The 17,153-nt window shown below is 72.2% G+C and carries 15 protein-coding genes; 7 read left to right on the top strand and 8 right to left on the bottom strand.

What is annotated here, in order from left to right; genetic code table 11:
* Positions 1 to 88 precede the first annotated feature (88 nt).
* On the top strand, positions 89 to 1,522 hold the full coding sequence (locus J2X63_RS16590) for a GH1 family beta-glucosidase (RefSeq protein ID WP_309979253.1): 1,434 nt from the start codon (positions 89 to 91) through the stop codon (positions 1,520 to 1,522).
* Here the strand turns inward: J2X63_RS16590 and J2X63_RS16585 are convergent.
* Entirely contained in the window at positions 1,519 to 2,691 is a 1,173-nt protein-coding gene (locus J2X63_RS16585; protein ID WP_309979251.1) for a glutamate--cysteine ligase, read from the bottom strand. The two genes, J2X63_RS16590 and J2X63_RS16585, sit on opposite strands and share 4 nt — an antisense overlap.
* Before the next feature lie 224 nt (positions 2,692 to 2,915).
* Between J2X63_RS16585 and rpsP the strand changes: the two genes are divergently transcribed.
* The 5 genes from rpsP to J2X63_RS16560 all read left to right on the top strand — a co-directional run bounded on the left by rpsP (position 2,916) and on the right by J2X63_RS16560 (position 5,872).
* A complete protein-coding gene (gene rpsP, locus J2X63_RS16580) occupies positions 2,916 to 3,332 on the top strand; it encodes a 30S ribosomal protein S16 (RefSeq protein WP_309979249.1) in 417 nt (138 codons plus the stop codon).
* A gap of 3 nt (positions 3,333 to 3,335) precedes the next feature.
* Positions 3,336 to 3,572 carry an RNA-binding protein gene (locus J2X63_RS16575; RefSeq protein ID WP_056651189.1) on the top strand — a complete coding sequence of 79 codons (237 nt, stop codon included), beginning with the start codon at positions 3,336 to 3,338 and terminating at the stop codon, positions 3,570 to 3,572.
* A 1-nt stretch (position 3,573) separates the two neighbouring features.
* On the top strand, positions 3,574 to 4,218 hold the full coding sequence (rimM, locus tag J2X63_RS16570) for a ribosome maturation factor RimM (protein WP_309979244.1): 645 nt from the start codon (positions 3,574 to 3,576) through the stop codon (positions 4,216 to 4,218).
* A gap of 9 nt (positions 4,219 to 4,227) precedes the next feature.
* The gene (trmD, locus tag J2X63_RS16565) at positions 4,228 to 4,917 is read left to right on the top strand and encodes a tRNA (guanosine(37)-N1)-methyltransferase TrmD (protein WP_309979242.1); all 690 of its coding nucleotides are present in this window, start codon (positions 4,228 to 4,230) and stop codon (positions 4,915 to 4,917) included.
* Between the two features lie 193 nt (positions 4,918 to 5,110).
* Positions 5,111 to 5,872: a CbiX/SirB N-terminal domain-containing protein gene (locus tag J2X63_RS16560; protein ID WP_309979240.1), complete on the top strand. Its 762-nt coding sequence runs from the start codon at positions 5,111 to 5,113 to the stop codon at positions 5,870 to 5,872.
* A 71-nt stretch (positions 5,873 to 5,943) separates the two neighbouring features.
* On the opposite strand, the gene J2X63_RS16555 is transcribed toward J2X63_RS16560, so the two are convergent.
* The 6 genes from J2X63_RS16555 to nirB form a co-directional block, all read right to left on the bottom strand.
* The gene (locus J2X63_RS16555) at positions 5,944 to 7,551 is read right to left on the bottom strand and encodes an FAD-dependent oxidoreductase (protein ID WP_309979237.1); all 1,608 of its coding nucleotides are present in this window, start codon (positions 7,549 to 7,551) and stop codon (positions 5,944 to 5,946) included.
* A complete protein-coding gene (locus J2X63_RS16550) occupies positions 7,548 to 9,677 on the bottom strand; it encodes a molybdopterin oxidoreductase family protein (protein ID WP_309979235.1) in 2,130 nt (709 codons plus the stop codon). The genes J2X63_RS16555 and J2X63_RS16550 overlap by 4 nt, the downstream gene beginning before the upstream one ends.
* A gap of 11 nt (positions 9,678 to 9,688) precedes the next feature.
* Positions 9,689 to 11,125 (bottom strand): MFS transporter, encoded by a 1,437-nt coding sequence (locus J2X63_RS16545; RefSeq protein WP_309979233.1) that lies wholly within the window; start codon positions 11,123 to 11,125, stop codon positions 9,689 to 9,691.
* Positions 11,126 to 11,265: 140 nt separating this feature from the next.
* Positions 11,266 to 12,396 (bottom strand): uroporphyrinogen-III synthase, encoded by a 1,131-nt coding sequence (locus tag J2X63_RS16540; RefSeq protein ID WP_309979231.1) that lies wholly within the window; start codon positions 12,394 to 12,396, stop codon positions 11,266 to 11,268.
* Positions 12,393 to 13,169: a uroporphyrinogen-III C-methyltransferase gene (gene cobA, locus J2X63_RS16535; RefSeq protein ID WP_309979229.1), complete on the bottom strand. Its 777-nt coding sequence runs from the start codon at positions 13,167 to 13,169 to the stop codon at positions 12,393 to 12,395. Before cobA ends, J2X63_RS16540 begins: the two co-directional genes overlap by 4 nt.
* Positions 13,166 to 15,778 carry a nitrite reductase large subunit NirB gene (nirB, locus tag J2X63_RS16530; RefSeq protein WP_309979227.1) on the bottom strand — a complete coding sequence of 871 codons (2,613 nt, stop codon included), beginning with the start codon at positions 15,776 to 15,778 and terminating at the stop codon, positions 13,166 to 13,168. The genes cobA and nirB overlap by 4 nt, the downstream gene beginning before the upstream one ends.
* Before the next feature lie 199 nt (positions 15,779 to 15,977).
* On the opposite strand from nirB, the gene nirD reads away from it, so the two are divergent.
* Positions 15,978 to 16,328, top strand: a complete 351-nt coding sequence (gene nirD, locus J2X63_RS16525) for a nitrite reductase small subunit NirD (protein WP_309979225.1) — start codon at positions 15,978 to 15,980, stop codon at positions 16,326 to 16,328.
* Between the two features lie 24 nt (positions 16,329 to 16,352).
* Here the strand turns inward: nirD and map are convergent, their stop codons facing one another.
* Positions 16,353 to 17,120, bottom strand: coding sequence for a type I methionyl aminopeptidase (map, locus tag J2X63_RS16520; protein ID WP_309979223.1), 768 nt, complete (start codon positions 17,118 to 17,120; stop codon positions 16,353 to 16,355).
* Between the last annotated feature and the right edge of the window lie 33 nt (positions 17,121 to 17,153).

The following is a 17,153-nucleotide window of genomic DNA, read 5'->3' as shown; positions in this document are numbered from 1 at the left end:
CAGCCGTGTAAGAAGCGGTTCCGGGCGACGCGATACAGTGAAGCCGAGGCGGTAGCGGATGCCGCGACGAGACGACTGGAGCACGCCCATGACCACCGGCTCAGCCGACTACCGCGACGCGGGACTGGCCTTCCCCGACGACTTCCTCTTCGGATCCGCCACGGCGTCGTACCAGATCGAGGGCGCGGTGAACGAGGACGGACGCGGCCCCTCCATCTGGGACACGTTCAGCCACACGCCCGGCAAGGTGTGGAACGGCGACACCGGCGACGTGGCCGACGACCACTACCACCGGCTCGACGCCGACCTCGACCTCATGGCCGAGCTGGGGCTCGAGGCGTACCGGTTCTCGATCGCGTGGCCGCGGATCCAGCCCACCGGGCGCGGACCGGCCAACGAGGCGGGGCTCGCCTTCTACGAGCGGCTCGTCGACGGGCTCATCGCCCGCGGCATCCGGCCCATCGCGACGCTGTACCACTGGGACCTGCCGCAGGCGCTCGAGGACGAGGGCGGCTGGGCGAACCGGGCCACCGCAGCGGCGTTCGCGGACTACGCCCGCATCGTGGGGGAGCGGCTCGGGGATCGCATCGCCGTGTGGACGACGCTCAACGAGCCCTGGTGCAGCGCCTACCTCGGCTACGGCTCGGGCGCGCACGCCCCCGGACTCATGGACGGCGCGAAGGCGCTCGCCGCCGTGCACCACCTGAATCTCGCGCACGGACTCGCGATCGCCGCCCTGCGGGAGGTCGTCACGAACGACCCCGGCTACTCGATCACGCTGAACCTGCACGTCATCCGCCCGTCGGGCCCCACGGGCGACGAGGCGGCCCGTCGCATCGACGGCCTCGCCAACCGGGTCTTCCTCGGCCCGCTGCTCGACGGCGAGTACCCCGCCGACGTCATCGCCGACACGGCCGAGGTGACCGACTGGTCGTTCGTGAAGCCGGGCGACACCGAGCTCATCCGCCAGCCGATCTCGCTGCTCGGCGTCAACTACTACTCCACCGTGACCGTGGCGATGTGGGACGGCGTGTCGCCGCGTGCCAACGCCGACGGCCACAAGGACATGGGCGGCACGCCGTGGCCGGGCTCCCAGCACGTCGAGTTCCTCGTGCAGCCGGGCCCGTACACGGCCATGGGCTGGAATATCGACCCGTCGGGGCTCGAAGATCTCCTCGTCGCGCTGCACGAGGCCTACCCCGGTCTGCCGCTCATGGTCACCGAGAACGGCGCCGCGTTCGACGACGTCGTGACGGAGGAGCCCGACGGCCCGGCCGTGCACGACGCCGAGCGCGTCGACTACCTGCGCCGCCACTTCACCGCCGCGCACCGGGCCATGGCTCGCGGGGTCGACCTGCGCGGCTACCAGGTGTGGTCGCTCATGGACAACTTCGAGTGGGGCTACGGCTACTCCAAGCGCTTCGGCATCGTGCGCGTCGACTACGACACGCTCGAGCGACTGCCGAAAGACAGCGCGAAGTGGTACGCCGAGCTCATCCGCACGCGGGCGATCCCGGCCTAGAGGGCCGGCGCCGCGGGATCCGTCGTCGGGGAGGAGACCCCGTCGCGGAGCTCGCGGGCGAGGTGCGCGACGACGGCGGTGAGGTCGCCCCCGGCGGCCTCGGCGACCCGCAGCTGTCGCTGGTAGCTCGCCCCGCCGTCGAGGGTGCCGCGCACGAGCTGCAGCTCGGCCTGGCATCCGAGCCGCTCGGCCACGGGCACGAGCGTCGTGAGGAGGTCGCGCAGGTCGTCGCCGACGAGCCGCTCGGTGCCCGCGACATCCGTGATGATCTCGGCGTCCATGCCGTAGCGCGCGGCGCGCCACTTGTTCTCGCGCACGTACCACGGCTGCAGCACCGTCAGCGTCTCGCCGTCGTCGAGGCGTTCGCTCATCCACTCGACGAGGCACTGCACGAGTGCCGCGATGGCGGCGATCTCGGCCGCGGTCGAGACCCCGTCGCAGACGCGTACCTCGACGGTGCCCCACTTCGGCGACGGGCGGATGTCCCAGCGCACCTCGCTGTGGTCCTCGATGACGCCCGTACGCACCAGGTCGTCGACATATCGCTCATAGGCCGGCCAGTCGGGCAGCGGGTACGGCAGCCCGGCTGTGGGCAGCTGCTGGAACATGAGGGCGCGATTCGAGGCGTACCCCGTGTCGACCCCCGCCCAGAACGGGCTCGACGCCGAAAGCGCCTGCAGGTGCGGGAGGTAGGCGAGCAGGCCGTCGAGGATCGGCAGCGCCTTGTCGCGCTCCTCGATGCCGACGTGCACGTGGATGCCCCAGATCATCATGTTGCGACCCCACCATCGGGTGCGCTCGATGAGCTTGTGGTACCGCGGCTTGTCGGTGAGGCGCTGGTCGTACCACTGGCTGAAGGGGTGCGAGCCGCTGCAGATGAGCTCGTAGTCGCCGAGCTCGTCGATCACCGCGCGCACCTCGGCGAGCTGGCCCTCGAGGTCAGCGACGGCCTCTGCGACGCGCTCGTGCACGCCGCTCACGAGCTCGACGGTGTTCGTGAGCAACTCCGAGGTGATGGTGGGATGCGTCCCGCCCTCGCTCCGCTCGTCGAGCAGCTCGAGCACGCGGTCGCCGATCGAGGCGAGCTCTCCGGTGGCGCGATCCACGATCGCGACCTCCCACTCGAGGCCGATGGTGGACCGGGCCGAACGGGCGAAGTCGATCTGCACGGCGCGAACCCCCTCCACGGCGTCGGATGCGCCGATGTCGGCTCATCATGGCATGCGACCCGGGCGATTATCCTTACGACGCGAAATCTGCAAGAATGGTCAGTCGAGTTCCGTACCGCCCGACCCTCTATCCGGCGCACAGAACCTCATTGAGCTTCCGCCGAGTGTGCACCCCACGCTCACGGCTGTCAGTTCGCCCACCTCACAACATTTTCAGGAGAATTGTGGCTGTCAAGATCCGTCTCAAGCGCCTCGGCAAGATCCGTGCGCCGTACTACCGCATCGTCGTCGCCGACTCGCGCACCAAGCGCGACGGTCGCGTCATCGAGGAGATCGGCAAGTACCACCCCACCGAGAACCCCTCGTTCATCGAGGTCGACTCCGACCGCGCCCAGTACTGGCTCTCCGTCGGCGCCCAGCCGACCGAGCAGGTCGCCGCGATCCTCAAGCTCACGGGCGACTGGGGCAAGTTCAAGGGCGACGCCGACGCGAAGTCCACCGTCAAGGTCGCCGAGCCCAAGGCCGGGTTCGTCGCCGACGACAAAAAGAAGCCGGTGCTGAAGCCCAAGTCGGAGAAGCCCGCCAAGGCTGCCGAGGCCGAGGCGCCCGCCGCCGACGAGACCGCGACGGACGAGGCCTAGGCCTTGCTCCAGTCCGCGCTCGAACACCTCGTCAAGGGGATCGTCGATCACCCTGACGACGTGAAGGTCGTCTCCGCGTCGAGCGCACGCGGCGAGGTCCTCGAGGTTCATGTGAACCCCGAGGACCTCGGTCGCGTGATCGGCCGTGCCGGCCGCACCGCGAAGGCGCTCCGCACCCTCGTGACCGCACTCGCCGACGGCCGCCGCGTTCGCGTCGACGTCGTCGACACCGACGACTGACGTGGCCGACGCACCCCGAACGCAGCTCAGGGTCGGCCGCCTCACGAAGGCGCACGGCCTGAAGGGCGCCATCAAGCTCGAGCTCTACACCGACGACCCCGAGCGCCGCTTCGTGCCGGGCGCCGAGTTCTCGCTGCAGGTGCCCGAGTCCTCGCCCTGGCACGGCAAGCACCTCACGCTCCGCGAGGTGCGCTGGTACAACGGCCACCCGGTCGGGTTCTTCGAGGGGGTCGACGACCGCACCGCGGCCGAGGGCCTCGCGAAGGCCATCCTCTGGGTCGAGCACGTCGACCAGGAGTCGCCCGAGGACGATGCGTGGTACGACCACCAGCTCGTCGGGCTCGCGGTCATCCGGGACGGCGAGCGCATCGGCCACGTCACCCACGTCGACCACCTGCCGGCGCAGGACCTCCTGATCGTGAAGTCCGGCGGGCGGGAGATCATGGTCCCGTTCGTCGCGGCGATCGTGCCCGAGGTCGACATCGAGGCCGGCACGCTCACGGTGACGCCGCCGCCCGGACTCTTCGAGGAGCTCGTCGAGGAACCGGAAACGGTCGAGCGCGACGCGCCCGCGGGGGCGGAGCCCGAGGCATCCGCCGACGGCGAGCCCGACGCATCCGGCGGCGACGACCAGCCTGACGAGTAGGGTCGGGCCATGCGGATCGACATCGTCACGATCTTCCCCGACTTCTTCTCGGTGCTCGACCTGTCGCTGCTCGGCAAGGCCCGCCAGACGGGGCTGATCGACGTCCGCACGCACGACCTCCGCGAGCACACGCACGACCGGCACCGCACCGTCGACGACACGCCGTACGGCGGCGGTGCGGGCATGGTCATGAAGCCCGAGCCGTGGGGCGAGGCGATCGACGCGATCGTCGGCGATGCGACATCCGACGCCCTGCTCGTCGTGCCGTCGCCCGCCGGCGAGCCGTTCACCCAGGCCACGGCCCGCGAGCTCGCGCAGGAGCCGCACCTCGTCTTCGCCTGCGGGCGGTACGAGGGCATCGACCAGCGCGTCGTCGACCACTTCGCGACGCGCATGCGCGTGCGGCTCATCAGCCTTGGCGACTACGTGCTCAACGGCGGCGAGGTCGCCGTGATGGCGATGATCGAGGCCGCCGGGCGTCTGGTGCCCGGAGTCGTCGGCAACCCCGAGAGCCTCGTCGAGGAGTCCCACGAGGACGGGCTGCTCGAGTATCCCAGCTACACCAAGCCCGCCACCTGGCGCGGCCTCGACGTGCCGCCGGTGCTGCTGTCGGGCAACCATGGCGCGATCGCCGCCTGGCGGCACGACCAGCAAGTCGAGCGCACCCGTCGCGTGCGGCCCGAGCTGCTCGCCGAGTAGCGAGCGGCTGCATCGTCGCACGACGTCACGCCAGCCCGACGCGTGCCCACGGGGCGCCCACGGATGCCGCGCCACGGCGTGAGGCAGTCTTCACCTCCCGGAAACACTCGGGAGCCGTCCGCGAAACACGCCGTGCATAGCGTCGAAACCGGCGGCCGACAGCGGACTCCGCCGGAGAGCGCGGGGTTCGGAGATGGTCGGGTCGAGTGGTGCGGGCCTCCCCGATGATCGGCTGGGCCCCCATCCGCTCCGTCTCGTCGCCGTCACCCACGGGGCGCCGTCGGCCGCGAATCGCGAGGCCGTGATCCGACTCGTCGACGCGGTCGCCTCGGAGCGGCCCGACGTCGGCGTGTCCATCAGCTTCGTCGATGCCAGCAACGCGGATGTCGCGGCCGCTCTCGCGGCCGACGCCGAACCCGACGCGGTCATCGTGCCGCTGGTGCTCTCGGCGGGCTTCCACGTGCGCACCGGCCTGTCGCTCGGCCTCGACCGCATCGGCGGGGGCGCGCAGCTCGCCCCAGAGCTCGGACCCGATGAGCGCATCGTCTCGGTGCTCGCCGATCGGCTCGCGGCCCTCGGCCTCGCCGAGGGCGACGCCGTGCTCCTCGCCGCCGCGGGTTCGAACGACCCCCGAGCGGTGCGCGAGTGCTTCGAGACCGCGCGCCGGCTCGGCCAGCGACTCGGCCGGCCCGTGACGGTGGGGTTCATCGCCGCCGCGATCCCGCGACTGCCCGACGCCATCGAGATGATCCGCGAGGTGCATCCCGGCTCGCGCATCGTCGTGGGCCCGTATCTCCTGGCGCCCGGGACGTTCTACGACGCGGCGACCGCGGCCGGCGGCGACGTCATCGCCGATCCGCTGCTGCTGCCCGACCGCCCTGCGCCGCGCGAGCTCGTCGAGTTGGTCCTCGAGCGGTACGCGCAGGTCGATGCCGACCGCCGCGAGCGCGCCTGAGGCGTACGGATGGCGGCGGTGACGCCGACCCTTCGGAGAGCGCGCGACGAGGGGGCCGCCCATCGGCGACCTCAGGCGGTGAGACTCGGCGTGCCGTCCGCCTCGGCGGCCCGGGCGAGCACGTCGGCGATGCGGCCCTTGCAGCCCCCGCACCCGGTGCCGGCACGCGTGTCCCGGCCCACGCACTCGACGGTGGTGTTGCCGCACGCTGCCGACTCCTCGATGCGCCCGACGGTGACGCCGTTGCACCAGCAGACCGTGCTCGTGGGCGCGAACGCGTCGGTGTCGGCCGCGGGGTCGTAGTCGGGACCGTCGAACCGCAGCAGCAGGGAGCGGTCGGCGGGCAGCTCGCCACGCCGCTCGAACAGGAGCGTGAGCTCGGCGGCGGTGCGCGGCATCCCGACGCTCACGAAGCCCGTCAGCACGCCGTCCTCGGTCACCATCTTCACGTAGCGGAGGTGCTCGGGATCGGCCCACTGCGAGACGCGGCCGCGCGGATGCAGCGCGTCGTCGTCCCACGGGTCGGCCGCGATCTCGCCGACGGCGACCACGTCGATGTGCTCGGCCTTGAGCATGACGATCGGGTCTCGCTCGGCCGGCACCGCGGCATCCGCCCCGCGGCCGGCGGCTTCGTCGGTGAACGCGGCGGCGAGCCACGACGCCTGGCGCCAGCCGGGTCCGATGAGCCCCGACGGCGCGCCGGGCAGCACGCGCTGGCCCGCGAGCTCCTCGGTGCGCGGCGTGACCTGGGCGCAGTCGCCGATCGCGTACACGTCGGGGTCGCTCCACGACTGCAGCCGCTCGTTCACGACGACGCCGACGGCGGTGCGCAGGCCCGCCAGGGTGGCGAGCTCGTTGCGGGGGCTCACGCCGCAGGAGAGGACGAGCAGGTCGCCGCGCAGCTGCTTGCCGTCGGCGGTGACGAGCATGTCGAACCGGCGCCGGCCATTCTCGTCCGTGCGGAACGCGACCGCCTCCGCACGGCTGTGCGCGATGACGGTGATGCCCGTGCGCCGCAGCGCTGCGCGCAGCACCTGCCCGCCGCCGCGGTCGAGGTTGCGCGGCATGGGGTGCGGGCCGTGGTGCACGACGCAGACCTGCGCGCCGGCGTGGGCCGCGGCGAGGGCGAGCTCGAGGCCGAGCACGCCGGCGCCCAGGACGATGATGCGGCGACGAGCGCGCACGGTCTCGAGCACCCGCCCGGCGTCGGCGAGGTCGCGGAGCGCCGTGATGCCCTCGGGCAGTTCGTCGTCGCGCGCCACGAGCTGCCGCGCGTACTTCTCGAGCGAGGACAGGTCGCGGCGGTGCCGCTCCACACCGTCGAGGGTCGGCACGTTCGCACGCGATCCGGTGGCCAGCACGAGACGGTCGTAGGGCAGCTCCTCGCCGGTGCCGAGCCGCACCGTTCGCGACGCCCGATCGATCGAGGTCGCCGCGACGCCCAGGAGCATGCGGGCACCCGCCGCCTCGACGGCGGCGGCATCGCCGACGAGCATCGCGTCGAGGTCGGTGTTGCCGACGGCGTACTCGGCGACGAGCACGCGGTTGTAGGCCTCCGTCTGCTCGCCGCCGACGACCGTGAGTGCGACGTCGCCGCGCTCGACCGACGGCAGCAGCTCCTCGACGAAGCGGGCGCCGACGGGGCCGTATCCGACGAGGACGATCCTCAGAGCGCTCATGCGGGGACCCCGGCTTCCGTGCGGCTCGCGACGCGGGTGACGCGCACGACGTTGGTCTTGAACTCGGGCATCGACGAGATCGGGTCGACCGCGTCGCTCGTCAGCAGGTTGGCCGCCTGCGCGTCGCCATAGTGGAACGGGAGGAACACGTCGTCGGGTCGGATGTCGGTCGTGAGCCTCGCCCGGCAGCGCATCGTGCCGCGCGGGTTGGTGAGCTCGAGCGGATCGCCGTCGTCGATGCCGAGGCGCAGTGCGGTCGCCGGATGCAGCGAGGCGAACGCCTCGGGCTGGGCGCCGAGCAGCTCGGGCACCCGCCGGGTCTGGGCGCCGCTCTGGTAGTGCTCGAGGAGCCGTCCCGTGACGAGGGTGAGTTCGCCGTCCGCCGGACGCGGCCGCGCGGACTCGCGCACCGACACGGCCACGAGACGGGCGAGGCCGTCGGGGTGCGCGAATCGGTCGGCGAAGAGGCGCGGCGTGCCCACGGTGCCCCGCGGCATCGGCCAGTACGCCGCCTCGCCGCGGTCGAGCATCGCGTAGTCGATGCCGGAGTAGTCGGCGATGCCGCCCTCCGACGCGGCGCGGAGCTCATCGAACACCCGCTCGGGATCGGTGTCGAATGCGGCGTCGCACTCCAGCCTGCGGGCGAGCTCCGAGAGGATCCACAGCTCGTCGCGTACCCCCGCCGGCGGGGTGATGGCACGGCGGCGACGGATGACCCGGCCCTCGAGGTTCGTCATGGTCCCCTCCTCCTCGGCCCACTGCGTGACGGGGAGCACGACATCGGCGAGCGCCGCCGTCTCGGAGAGGAAGAAGTCGCACACCACGAGGAGGTCGAGCCGCGCGATGCCCTGGCGCACGCGTTCCACGTTCGGCGACGAGACGACGAGGTTGGAGCCGTGCACGAGCAGCGCGCGCACACCGCCCGGACGCCCGAGCGATTGCAGCAGCTCCACCGCCGGCACCCCTGGTCCGGGGATGTCCTCGGGCGCGACGCCCCACACGCGCGCCACGTGGGCACGCGCGTCGGGATCGGTGATCTTCCGGTAGCCCGGGAGCTGGTCGCACTTCTGCCCGTGCTCGCGGCCGCCCTGCCCGTTGCCCTGGCCGGTGAGGGTGCCGTAGCCGCTGCCCGCCCGGCCCGGGAGGCCCAGAAGCAGTGCAAGGTTGATCGCGGCCGTCGCGGTGTCGGTGCCGTCGACGTGCTGCTCCACGCCGCGGCCGGTGAGGATGTACGTGCCGTCGCCCGACGCGAGGCGCCGCGCGAGCCGCTTCATGGTGAGCGCCGCGACGCCGGTCACCGACTGCACGCGTGCCGGCCACCACGACGCGACGCTGCGGCGCAGCGACTCGAACCCGGTCGTGCGGGCAGCCACGTAGTCGGCGTCGATGAGGCGCTCGGCGATGACGATGTGGATGAGGCCGAGCAGCAGGGCGAGGTCGGTGCCCGGCGCCGGCTGCACGTGCAGGCCCTTCCCGTCGTCGGTGAGGCGTGCGGTCGCCGTGCGCCGGGGGTCGACGACGACGAGCCCGCCCGCGGCCTGCGCGCCCGCGAGGTGCCCGATGAACGGCGGCATCGTCTCGGCCACGTTCGTGCCGAGCAGGAGCACGGTACGCGCCCCGTCGAGGTCCTCGAGCGGGAACGGCAGGCCGCGATCGACGCCGAACGCGCGATTCCCGGCCGCCGCCGCCGACGACATGCAGTACCGGCCGTTGTAGTCGATGCGGCTCGTGCCGAGCGCGAGCCGTGCGAACTTGCCGAGCAGGTACGCCTTCTCGTTCGTGAGCCCGCCGCCGCCGAAGACACCCACGGCGTCCGCGCCGTGCGCCGAGCGGATGCCGCGCAGCCGCGCCGCGACGAAGTCGAGCGCCTCCTCCCACGTCGCCTCGTGCAGCGCGCCGTCGGCGCCCCGCAGGAGCGGGACGCCGAGGCGGGAGGGCGCCCGGAGCAGCTCCGCCGACGTCCACCCCTTCTTGCACAGGCCACCGCGGTTCGTGGGGAAGTCGCGGCCGGTGACGGTCACGGGCGTCGCAGCGGTCGCGTCGTCCGCGGCATCCGTCGGCGTGAGGGTCATCGCGCACTGCAGCGCGCAGTACGGGCAGTGCGAGGGGGCGGCGGGACGGGGCATCCGGACTCGATTCAGATCTTGTGGTCGCGGAGGCGGCTCGACCGCACGTAGACGACGTAGGTGAGCACGAGGAGCACGACGTAGGCGGCGACGAAGCCGAGGAACGCGGCGGCGTAGCCGCCGGTGGACTGGAAGGAGAGGTTGAGCGCTTGCGGGATGAGGAAGCCGCCGTACGCGCCGATCGCGGAGATGAGGCCGAGGGCGGCCGCGGCCTTGCGCTGGGTGGACACGTCGCCGGCGCCGCCGCCGCGCACCGCGAAGACCACGGGGACCATGCGGTAGGTGGAGCCGTTGCCGATGCCTGCCGCGGCGAACAGCAGCAGGAAGAGGCCGAGGAACAGCCAGAAGCTCGCCACCGGGAGCGTCAGCAGCACGGCCAGGGTCACGGTGCCCATGACCGCGAACGCGGCCATCGTGATCCGGGCACCGCCGAATCGGTCGGAGAGCCTGCCGCCGTAGGGGCGGGCGAGGGACCCGACGAGGGCGCCGAGGAAGGCGAGTGAGACGGACGCCCCGCCCACGCTGATCGCGGAGAACTCGGGGAACTGGTCGGCGATGAGCTTCGGGAAGACGCTCGCGAAGCCGATGAACGACCCGAATGTGCCGATGTACAGGAGCGACAGCATCCAGAGGTGCGGCTCGCGGAGCGCTGCGGCGGAGCCGGCGAAGTCCGCCTTCGCGCTCGAGAGGTTGTCCATGTACCGGTACGCGCCGAACATGGCCACGAGGATCAGGGGCACCCAGATGATGCCGGCGAGGGGCACGTTGAGGGTCGCGCCCGCGCCGATCGTGATGACGATCGGCACGATGAACTGGGCCACGGATGCCCCGAGGTTGCCGCCTGCGGCGTTCAGGCCGAGCGCCCAGCCCTTCTCGCGCTGCGGGTAGAAGAACGTGATGTTCGACATGGAGCTCGCGAAGTTGCCGCCGCCGAAGCCGGCCAGCGCCGCCACCAGGAGCAGCACCCCGAACGGCGTCTCGGGGTTGGACACGCACACCGCGAGGGCGATCGTGGGCAGGAGGAGCAGGCCGGCCGAGACGATGGTCCAGTTGCGACCGCCGAAGCGGGGCACGAGGAACGAGTACGGGATGCGCAGCGTCGCGCCCACGAGGCTCGGGATCGAGATGAGCCAGAACACCTGGCCGGTGTCGAGGTCGAAGCCGGCCTTGGGCAGCGCGACGGCGACGATCGACCAGAGCTGCCAGACCACGAACCCGAGGAACTCGGCGAAGATCGACCAGCGGAGGTTGCGACGGGCGATGCCCCGGCCGACCGACTCCCACTGCGCAGTGTCCTCGGGGTTCCAGTGGTCGATCCAGCGGCCGGGCCGGGTCGCCAGCGGCGGAGCGGCGGTGGTCGGGGTCGTGCTGGTGGTCGAGGTGGTGCTCGGATCAGCGGCCAGGGGGGCGGCGGCCTGCGGGGGAGCGCTGCTCACGGTCTGCGTCATCGGTGCCTCCGGGGGTGTCGGTCACGGGGTCGAACTCGTGCTGCCGACGCTATGGGGGTGGTGTTTCCGCGGATCGGTCCGGTCGTAAACCCTGCGTCTCCACCTGCTCACCCTGGCCGCGCCGTCGTGTGAGGTCGTGGTCACACGTCGATCCGGTAGCCGCGCTTGACCACGGTGGCGATCAGCCCCGGCACCCCGATCGTCTGGCGCAGGCGGCTGAGCGCCACCTCGAGGGCGTGCTCGTCGTTCGTGCCCGGCAGCCCCGCGGCCAGCCGCTCCCGCCCGACCACCGAGCCCCGCGCCTGCACGAGCGCGCGCAGGATCATGAGCGCGACCGGAGCGAGCGAGACGCGGCGATCGGCGACGTCGACGACCGAACCGCGCAGCGCGAGCGCCCCGTGCCGGGTTTCCAGGCGGATGACGCGCGTCGACTCGAGGTGCTCGCAGACGAGGCGGATGAGGGCGCCCATGCGATAGCGCTCCGGCTGGATGGGCACGATGCCCGCCGCCACGAGCGGCGCAGCGGTCACGGGGCCGACCGCGGCCGCCACGACGGGGCCGCACATGGCGTCGACGAGGTCGTCGTAGCGCCCCCGCGCCTCGGCGGCGCTGAACAGCGCGTGCACGGCGGGGGCGCTCGTGAACGTGATGCAGTCCAGGCCTCCGGAGCAGGTCGCGTCGATGAGCCGGTCGACCCGGTCGTCGTCCTCGTCCGTTTCGATCCACCGGTACGGCTCGACCGTGAGCACGGTGTCGTGGGCGTCGCGCAGGCGGTCGAGCTGCGACGGGTTCAGGAACCCGTGCAGTTGCACGGCGACGGTCAGGCCCGGCGGGTGGGTCGCGAGCACCTCGTCGATGAGCGACTCCGTCGTCTCCTCGGCGCTCATGCCCTCGTCGTTGAGTCCGGCGGCCCGGATGCCTCCGCGCGCCTTCGGCCCGCGCACGAGGATCGCCGTGTCGGACAGTGCGTCGACGAGGTCCTCACCGAGGCCCGCGGCATCCGCCACCTCGAACCATCGCCGCACGCCGTAGGCCGTCGTGGCCAGGAGCACGTCGGGTCGGGCCGCGATGATCGCGCGCGTGTCGGCGATGACCGGATCGTCGGAGACGGCGTTGGCCATGCGCAGCGTCGGCGCGTGCAGCACCTGGGCGCCCCGCCTCGCCAGCGCGTCGATGAGGTCGGCGGAGCGTCGGTCGCTTGTCACGCCGATGCGGAAGCCCTCGAGCTGATCGGGCCGGAAGCCCGGCGCGCAGTCGATGACGTCGGTCATGAGGCGACCGCCGCGAATCCGGCGGCGCGTTCCATGAGCTCGGCGGCGCTCGCGTCGCCGTCGTGCGCGAGGCGCACGACCTCGCCGACGACCACGACGGCCGGCGAGGTGACGCCGGCGCGGCCGGCGGCCACGACGATGTCGGTCAGCGAGCCGATGGTCGTGCGCTGGTCGGGACGGAAGCCGCGTTCGACGATGGCCACGGGCATGTCGGCCTGCATGCCGTACCGTGCGAGTCCGGCCGTGAGCGACGGAAGGGAGTTGACGCCCATGAGCACGACGATGGTGCCGCCGAGCCCGGCGAGGTGCTCGAGTTCCGTCGCCGTGAGCGGCGCGTGACCCGACACGACCGTGAAGAGATGGCTGAGGCCACGGTGGGTGAGGGGGATGCCCGCGGCCCCGGGCACCGAGACGGCGCTCGTGACGCCGGGGATGACCTCGACGGACACCCCGGCACGATGGCAGGCGAGCACCTCCTCGCTGCCGCGGCCGAGCACGTAGGGGTCGCCGCCCTTCAGGCGCACGGCGTGCCGCCCGGCGAGCGCGTGCTCGACGAGGAGCGCCTCGATCTCGTGCTGCGGGATGGCGTGGTGGCCGGGCCGCTTGCCGACGTCCACCAGCTCGGCGGTGGGCGCGTACTCCGCGAGCGCCTCGTACGGCGCGAGGCGGTCGTAGAGCACCACGTCGGCCGCGCCGAGCGCGCGCACGGCGGCCACGGTGAGGAGGTCGGCACGCCCCGGGCCGCCGCCGACGAGGGTCACCCGGCCGGTCATGCGTCGGCTCCCCGCACGGGGATGGTCGTCCCGGCCACGAGCACGGCCTCGCCGCGCTCCCGTTCCTCGGCGGTGGCGGGCCGGAACTGGTCGCGCTCCGGCACCCGCGCGATGGAGGGGTCGGGCGTGTTCGGGGCGTTCACGAACGACCGGAAGCGACGGAGCCGGTCGGGGTCGGCGAGGGTCGCCGCCCACTCGTCCTCGTAGGTGTCGACGTGCCGGGCCATGGCCTGCTCGAGTTCCTCGGCAAGGCCCAGCGAGTCGTTCACGACGACGTCGCGCACGTGGTCGAGCCCGCCGTCCACATCCTCGATCCAGCGTGCGGTGCGCTGCAGGCGGTCGGCCGTGCGGATGTAGTACATGAGGTAGCGGTCGATGTAGCGCAGCAGCGTCTCGTCGTCGAGGTCCCCGGCGAGCAGCTGCGCGTGCGCCGGCTGGAACCCGCCGTTGCCGCCCACGTACATGTTCCAGCCCTGGTCGGTCGCGATGACGCCGACGTCCTTGGCGCGGGCCTCGGCGCATTCGCGAGCGCATCCCGAGACGCCGAATTTCAGCTTGTGCGGTGAACGGAGGCCGCGGTAGCGGAGCTCCAGCTGCACGGCCATGGCGACGGAGTCCTGCACGCCGTAGCGGCACCACGTCGAGCCCACGCAGCTCTTCACGTTGCGGAGCGCCTTGCCATACGCCTGGCCCGACTCGAAGCCGGCGTCGACGAGCACCTTCCAGATGTCGGGGAGCTGATCGAGCCGCGCCCCGAACAGGTCGATGCGCTGGCCGCCGGTGATCTTCGTATAGAGGCCGAAGTCGGTGGCGACCTGGGCGATCACCGCGAGCTTCTGCGGGGTGATCTCGCCGGCGGGGATGCGCGGCACGACCGAGTAGGTGCCGTCCTTCTGCATGTTGGCCATGGCGCGGTCGTTCGTGTCCTGGAGGCTGCCACGGCCGCCGTCGAGGATGTACGACCCGTGCTGGGTGGCGAGGATCGACCCGACGACGGGCTTGCAGACGTCGCACCCGCGCCCACTGCCGAGGCGCGCGACGATCTCGTCGAACGAGGTGAGCTCGAGCACCCGGATCGACTCGAACAGCTCCTGGCGTGAGAGCTCGAAGTGCTCGCAGAGCGCCCGCGAGGGCGTGATGCCGGCCTTCGTGAGCTCCGACTCGAGGAGCTTCTTCACGAGCGGCACGCACGAACCGCACTGCGTCCCGGCGCGGGTGCAGGCCTTCAGCTCGCCGAGGTCGGTGCAGGCCTCGACGTGGTCGGCGTGGCCACCGGCGACGGCGTCGCGGATGGTTCCCGCGCTCACGTTGTTGCACGCGCACACGAGGGCGCCCGCGGGCAGCTCATCGCCGGCTGGCGCCTCCATGCCCGACGCCGAGAGGTAGGCGGCCGGCTCACTCGACAGCTGGGTGCCGAGCAGCGGCCGCAGCGACGCGTACGGCGACGCGTCGCCGACGAAGATGCCGCCGAGGAGCGTCTTCGCGTCGTCAGTCATCACGAGCTTCTGGTAGAGCCCGCGGGCCGGATCGGCGTAGACGATCTCGAGCGCCTGCTCCGTTCGCGCGAGCGCGTCGCCGAAGCTCGCGACGTCCACGCCCGACAGCTTCAGCTTCGTCGCGTCGTCGACGCTCGTGAACTCGGCCGCACCGCCGAGCAGCCGGTCGGCGACCACCTCGGCCATCGCGTTGGCCGGCGCGACGAGCCCCGTGCATCTGCCCTCGAAGCTCGCCACCTCGCCGATCGCCCAGATATGCGGTGCGGATGCCGCGCACGCCGTGTCGATGGCGACGCCGCCGCGCGGCCCGAGCTCGAGCCCGAGGTCGCGGGCGAGTTCGTCGCGAGGGCTGATGCCGATGGCGAAGACGATGAGGTCGCAGTCGATGCGCCGGCCGTTGGTGAGCTCCACGGCGGTGACCGCGTCGTCCTCGACGACCACGGCCGACGGGCGAGCGCCGAGGTGCAGGCCGATGCCCTGCGCGGCGATGATCCGTCCGAGTGCACGACCGGCGCCCTCGTCCAGCTGCGCCGACATGAGCCAGCCGCCCGAGTGCACGACGGCGGTGTGCGCGCCGAGCTTGGCGAGCCCGCCGGCCGCCTCGAGGCCGAGCAGGCCGCCGCCCGCGACGACGACCTGCGCGGGTCGGCCGTGACGAGCCGCGAGGTCGCGGGTCTCGGCGACGAGCGCGTCGACGTCGTCGACAGTGCGGTACACGCGAGCGTGGGAGGAGCCGGGGAGGTCGGGGACGGGCGCACTCGACCCGGTGGCGAGGACGAGCTCGTCCCAGCGCAGCAGCGTGCCGGCCGAGGTGGTCGCGGTGCCGGCGGAGGCGTCGATGGCCGTCACGCGCTCGCCGGTGACGAGCCGGGTGTGCCCCTCGTCCCACATGCGGGTCGGCTCGAGCGTGAGGTCGGTCGCGGCATCCGCGAGTCTGGTGCTCAACGCGACGCGGTCGTAGGGCCGGTGCGCCTCCTCGCCGACGACGGTCACTCGAAGGGTGCGCTCCCCGTCGCGGGCGTGCAGGCTGTCGGCGAGTCGGTGCGCGGCCGGTCCGCCGCCGACGATGAGGACGTCGTGCACGCCCGGAGTGGCGTGGGGGGTCTCGGTCATGGCTGCCTCCGTGGCTCGATTGATGGCGAGCGTACGGCCGGGGGGTTTCGGCCCTGTTACGTCGTGGTAACCGCATCCGCACCCGAACGCACGTTCGCCTCACCGCGATGTGAGGCGGGTTTCACCTCGGTGAAACACCTCGTGGGCGTGGGCGAAACACCCCGAACGTAGCGTCGTCCGCACGACGAGAGGAGCCGGGATGCCGCCGACGATCGAGATGACGACCACCTGGGAGCGCACGTGCGAGGTCGACGACCTCGAACCCGGCTGGGGTGAGGTGGCCCTGCTCGGCGCACGACAGGTCGCCCTGGTCCGGCTCGCCGGCGACGAGGTGTACGCCGTCGACCACTACGACCCGCACACGGGCGCACCCGTCATGGCGCGCGGGATCGTCGGTTCCCGGGGCGACCGACCGACGATCGCCTCGCCGCTGCACAAGGAGGTCTACGACCTCGGCACCGGCGAGTGCTTCACCGACGCGGCGCTGGCGCTCCGCACGTACCGCACGCGCATCGTCGGCGGCATGATCGAGGTCGAGCTCGACGGATGACGCGACCGACGAGGCGGGCGTCGCTCAGCCGCGCTGGGTGAGCACGATCGGGTCCCCGTCCGTGATGGCGATGGTGTGCTCGGAGTGTGCGCCCCGCGACCCGTCGGCGCTCCGCAGGGTCCAGCCGTCGGGGTCGGTGAAGATCCGGTCGGTCGTCTCCAGGAACCAGGGCTCGATCGCGATCACGAGGCCCGGCTTCAGCGGCAGCCCGCGTCCGGGGCGTCCGTTGTTGGGCACGTGCGGGTCGCCGTGCATGGTGCGGCCCACGCCGTGGCCGCCGAAATCGGTGTTGATCGAGTAGCCCTCGGCCTTCGCCACGTCCGCGATCGCCCGCGAGATGTCGCCGATGCGATGGCCCGGCCGCGCCGCCGCGATTCCGGCGTCGAGGGCCCTCCGCGTGGTGTCGATGAGCCGGAGGTCCTCGTCGCGCGGGGTTCCGACCACGATGGAGACGGCCGAGTCCGCGACCCAGCCGTTCACCGAGGCCGCGAAGTCGAGGCTGAGCAGGTCGCCGTCGCGCAGGCGGTAGTCGTGGGGGAGGCCGTGCAGCACCGCGTCGTTGACGGACGTGCAGAGCACCTTGCCGAACGGACTCGCGCCGAACGAGGGGTGGTAGTCGATGTAGCAGCTCTCCGCGCCGGCCGCGCGGATCATCTCGTGCGCCAGCGCGTCCAGCTCCAGCAGGTTCATGCCCACCGCGGCGGCCTTCGACGTCGCCTCCAGGACGCTCGCCACGAAGCGGCCGGCCGGACGCATCTGCTCGATCTCCGCCGGGGTCCTCAGTTCGATCACGCTCATCCTCTCCGAGACCATTCTGCCGGGTCC

This window comes from Agromyces sp. 3263, assembly GCF_031456545.1.
In the GTDB taxonomy this organism is placed as follows: Bacteria; Actinomycetota; Actinomycetes; order Actinomycetales; family Microbacteriaceae; genus Agromyces.
The sequence above is the reverse complement of the archived record's forward strand: the minus strand, read 5'-3'. Positions and strand labels throughout refer to the sequence as shown.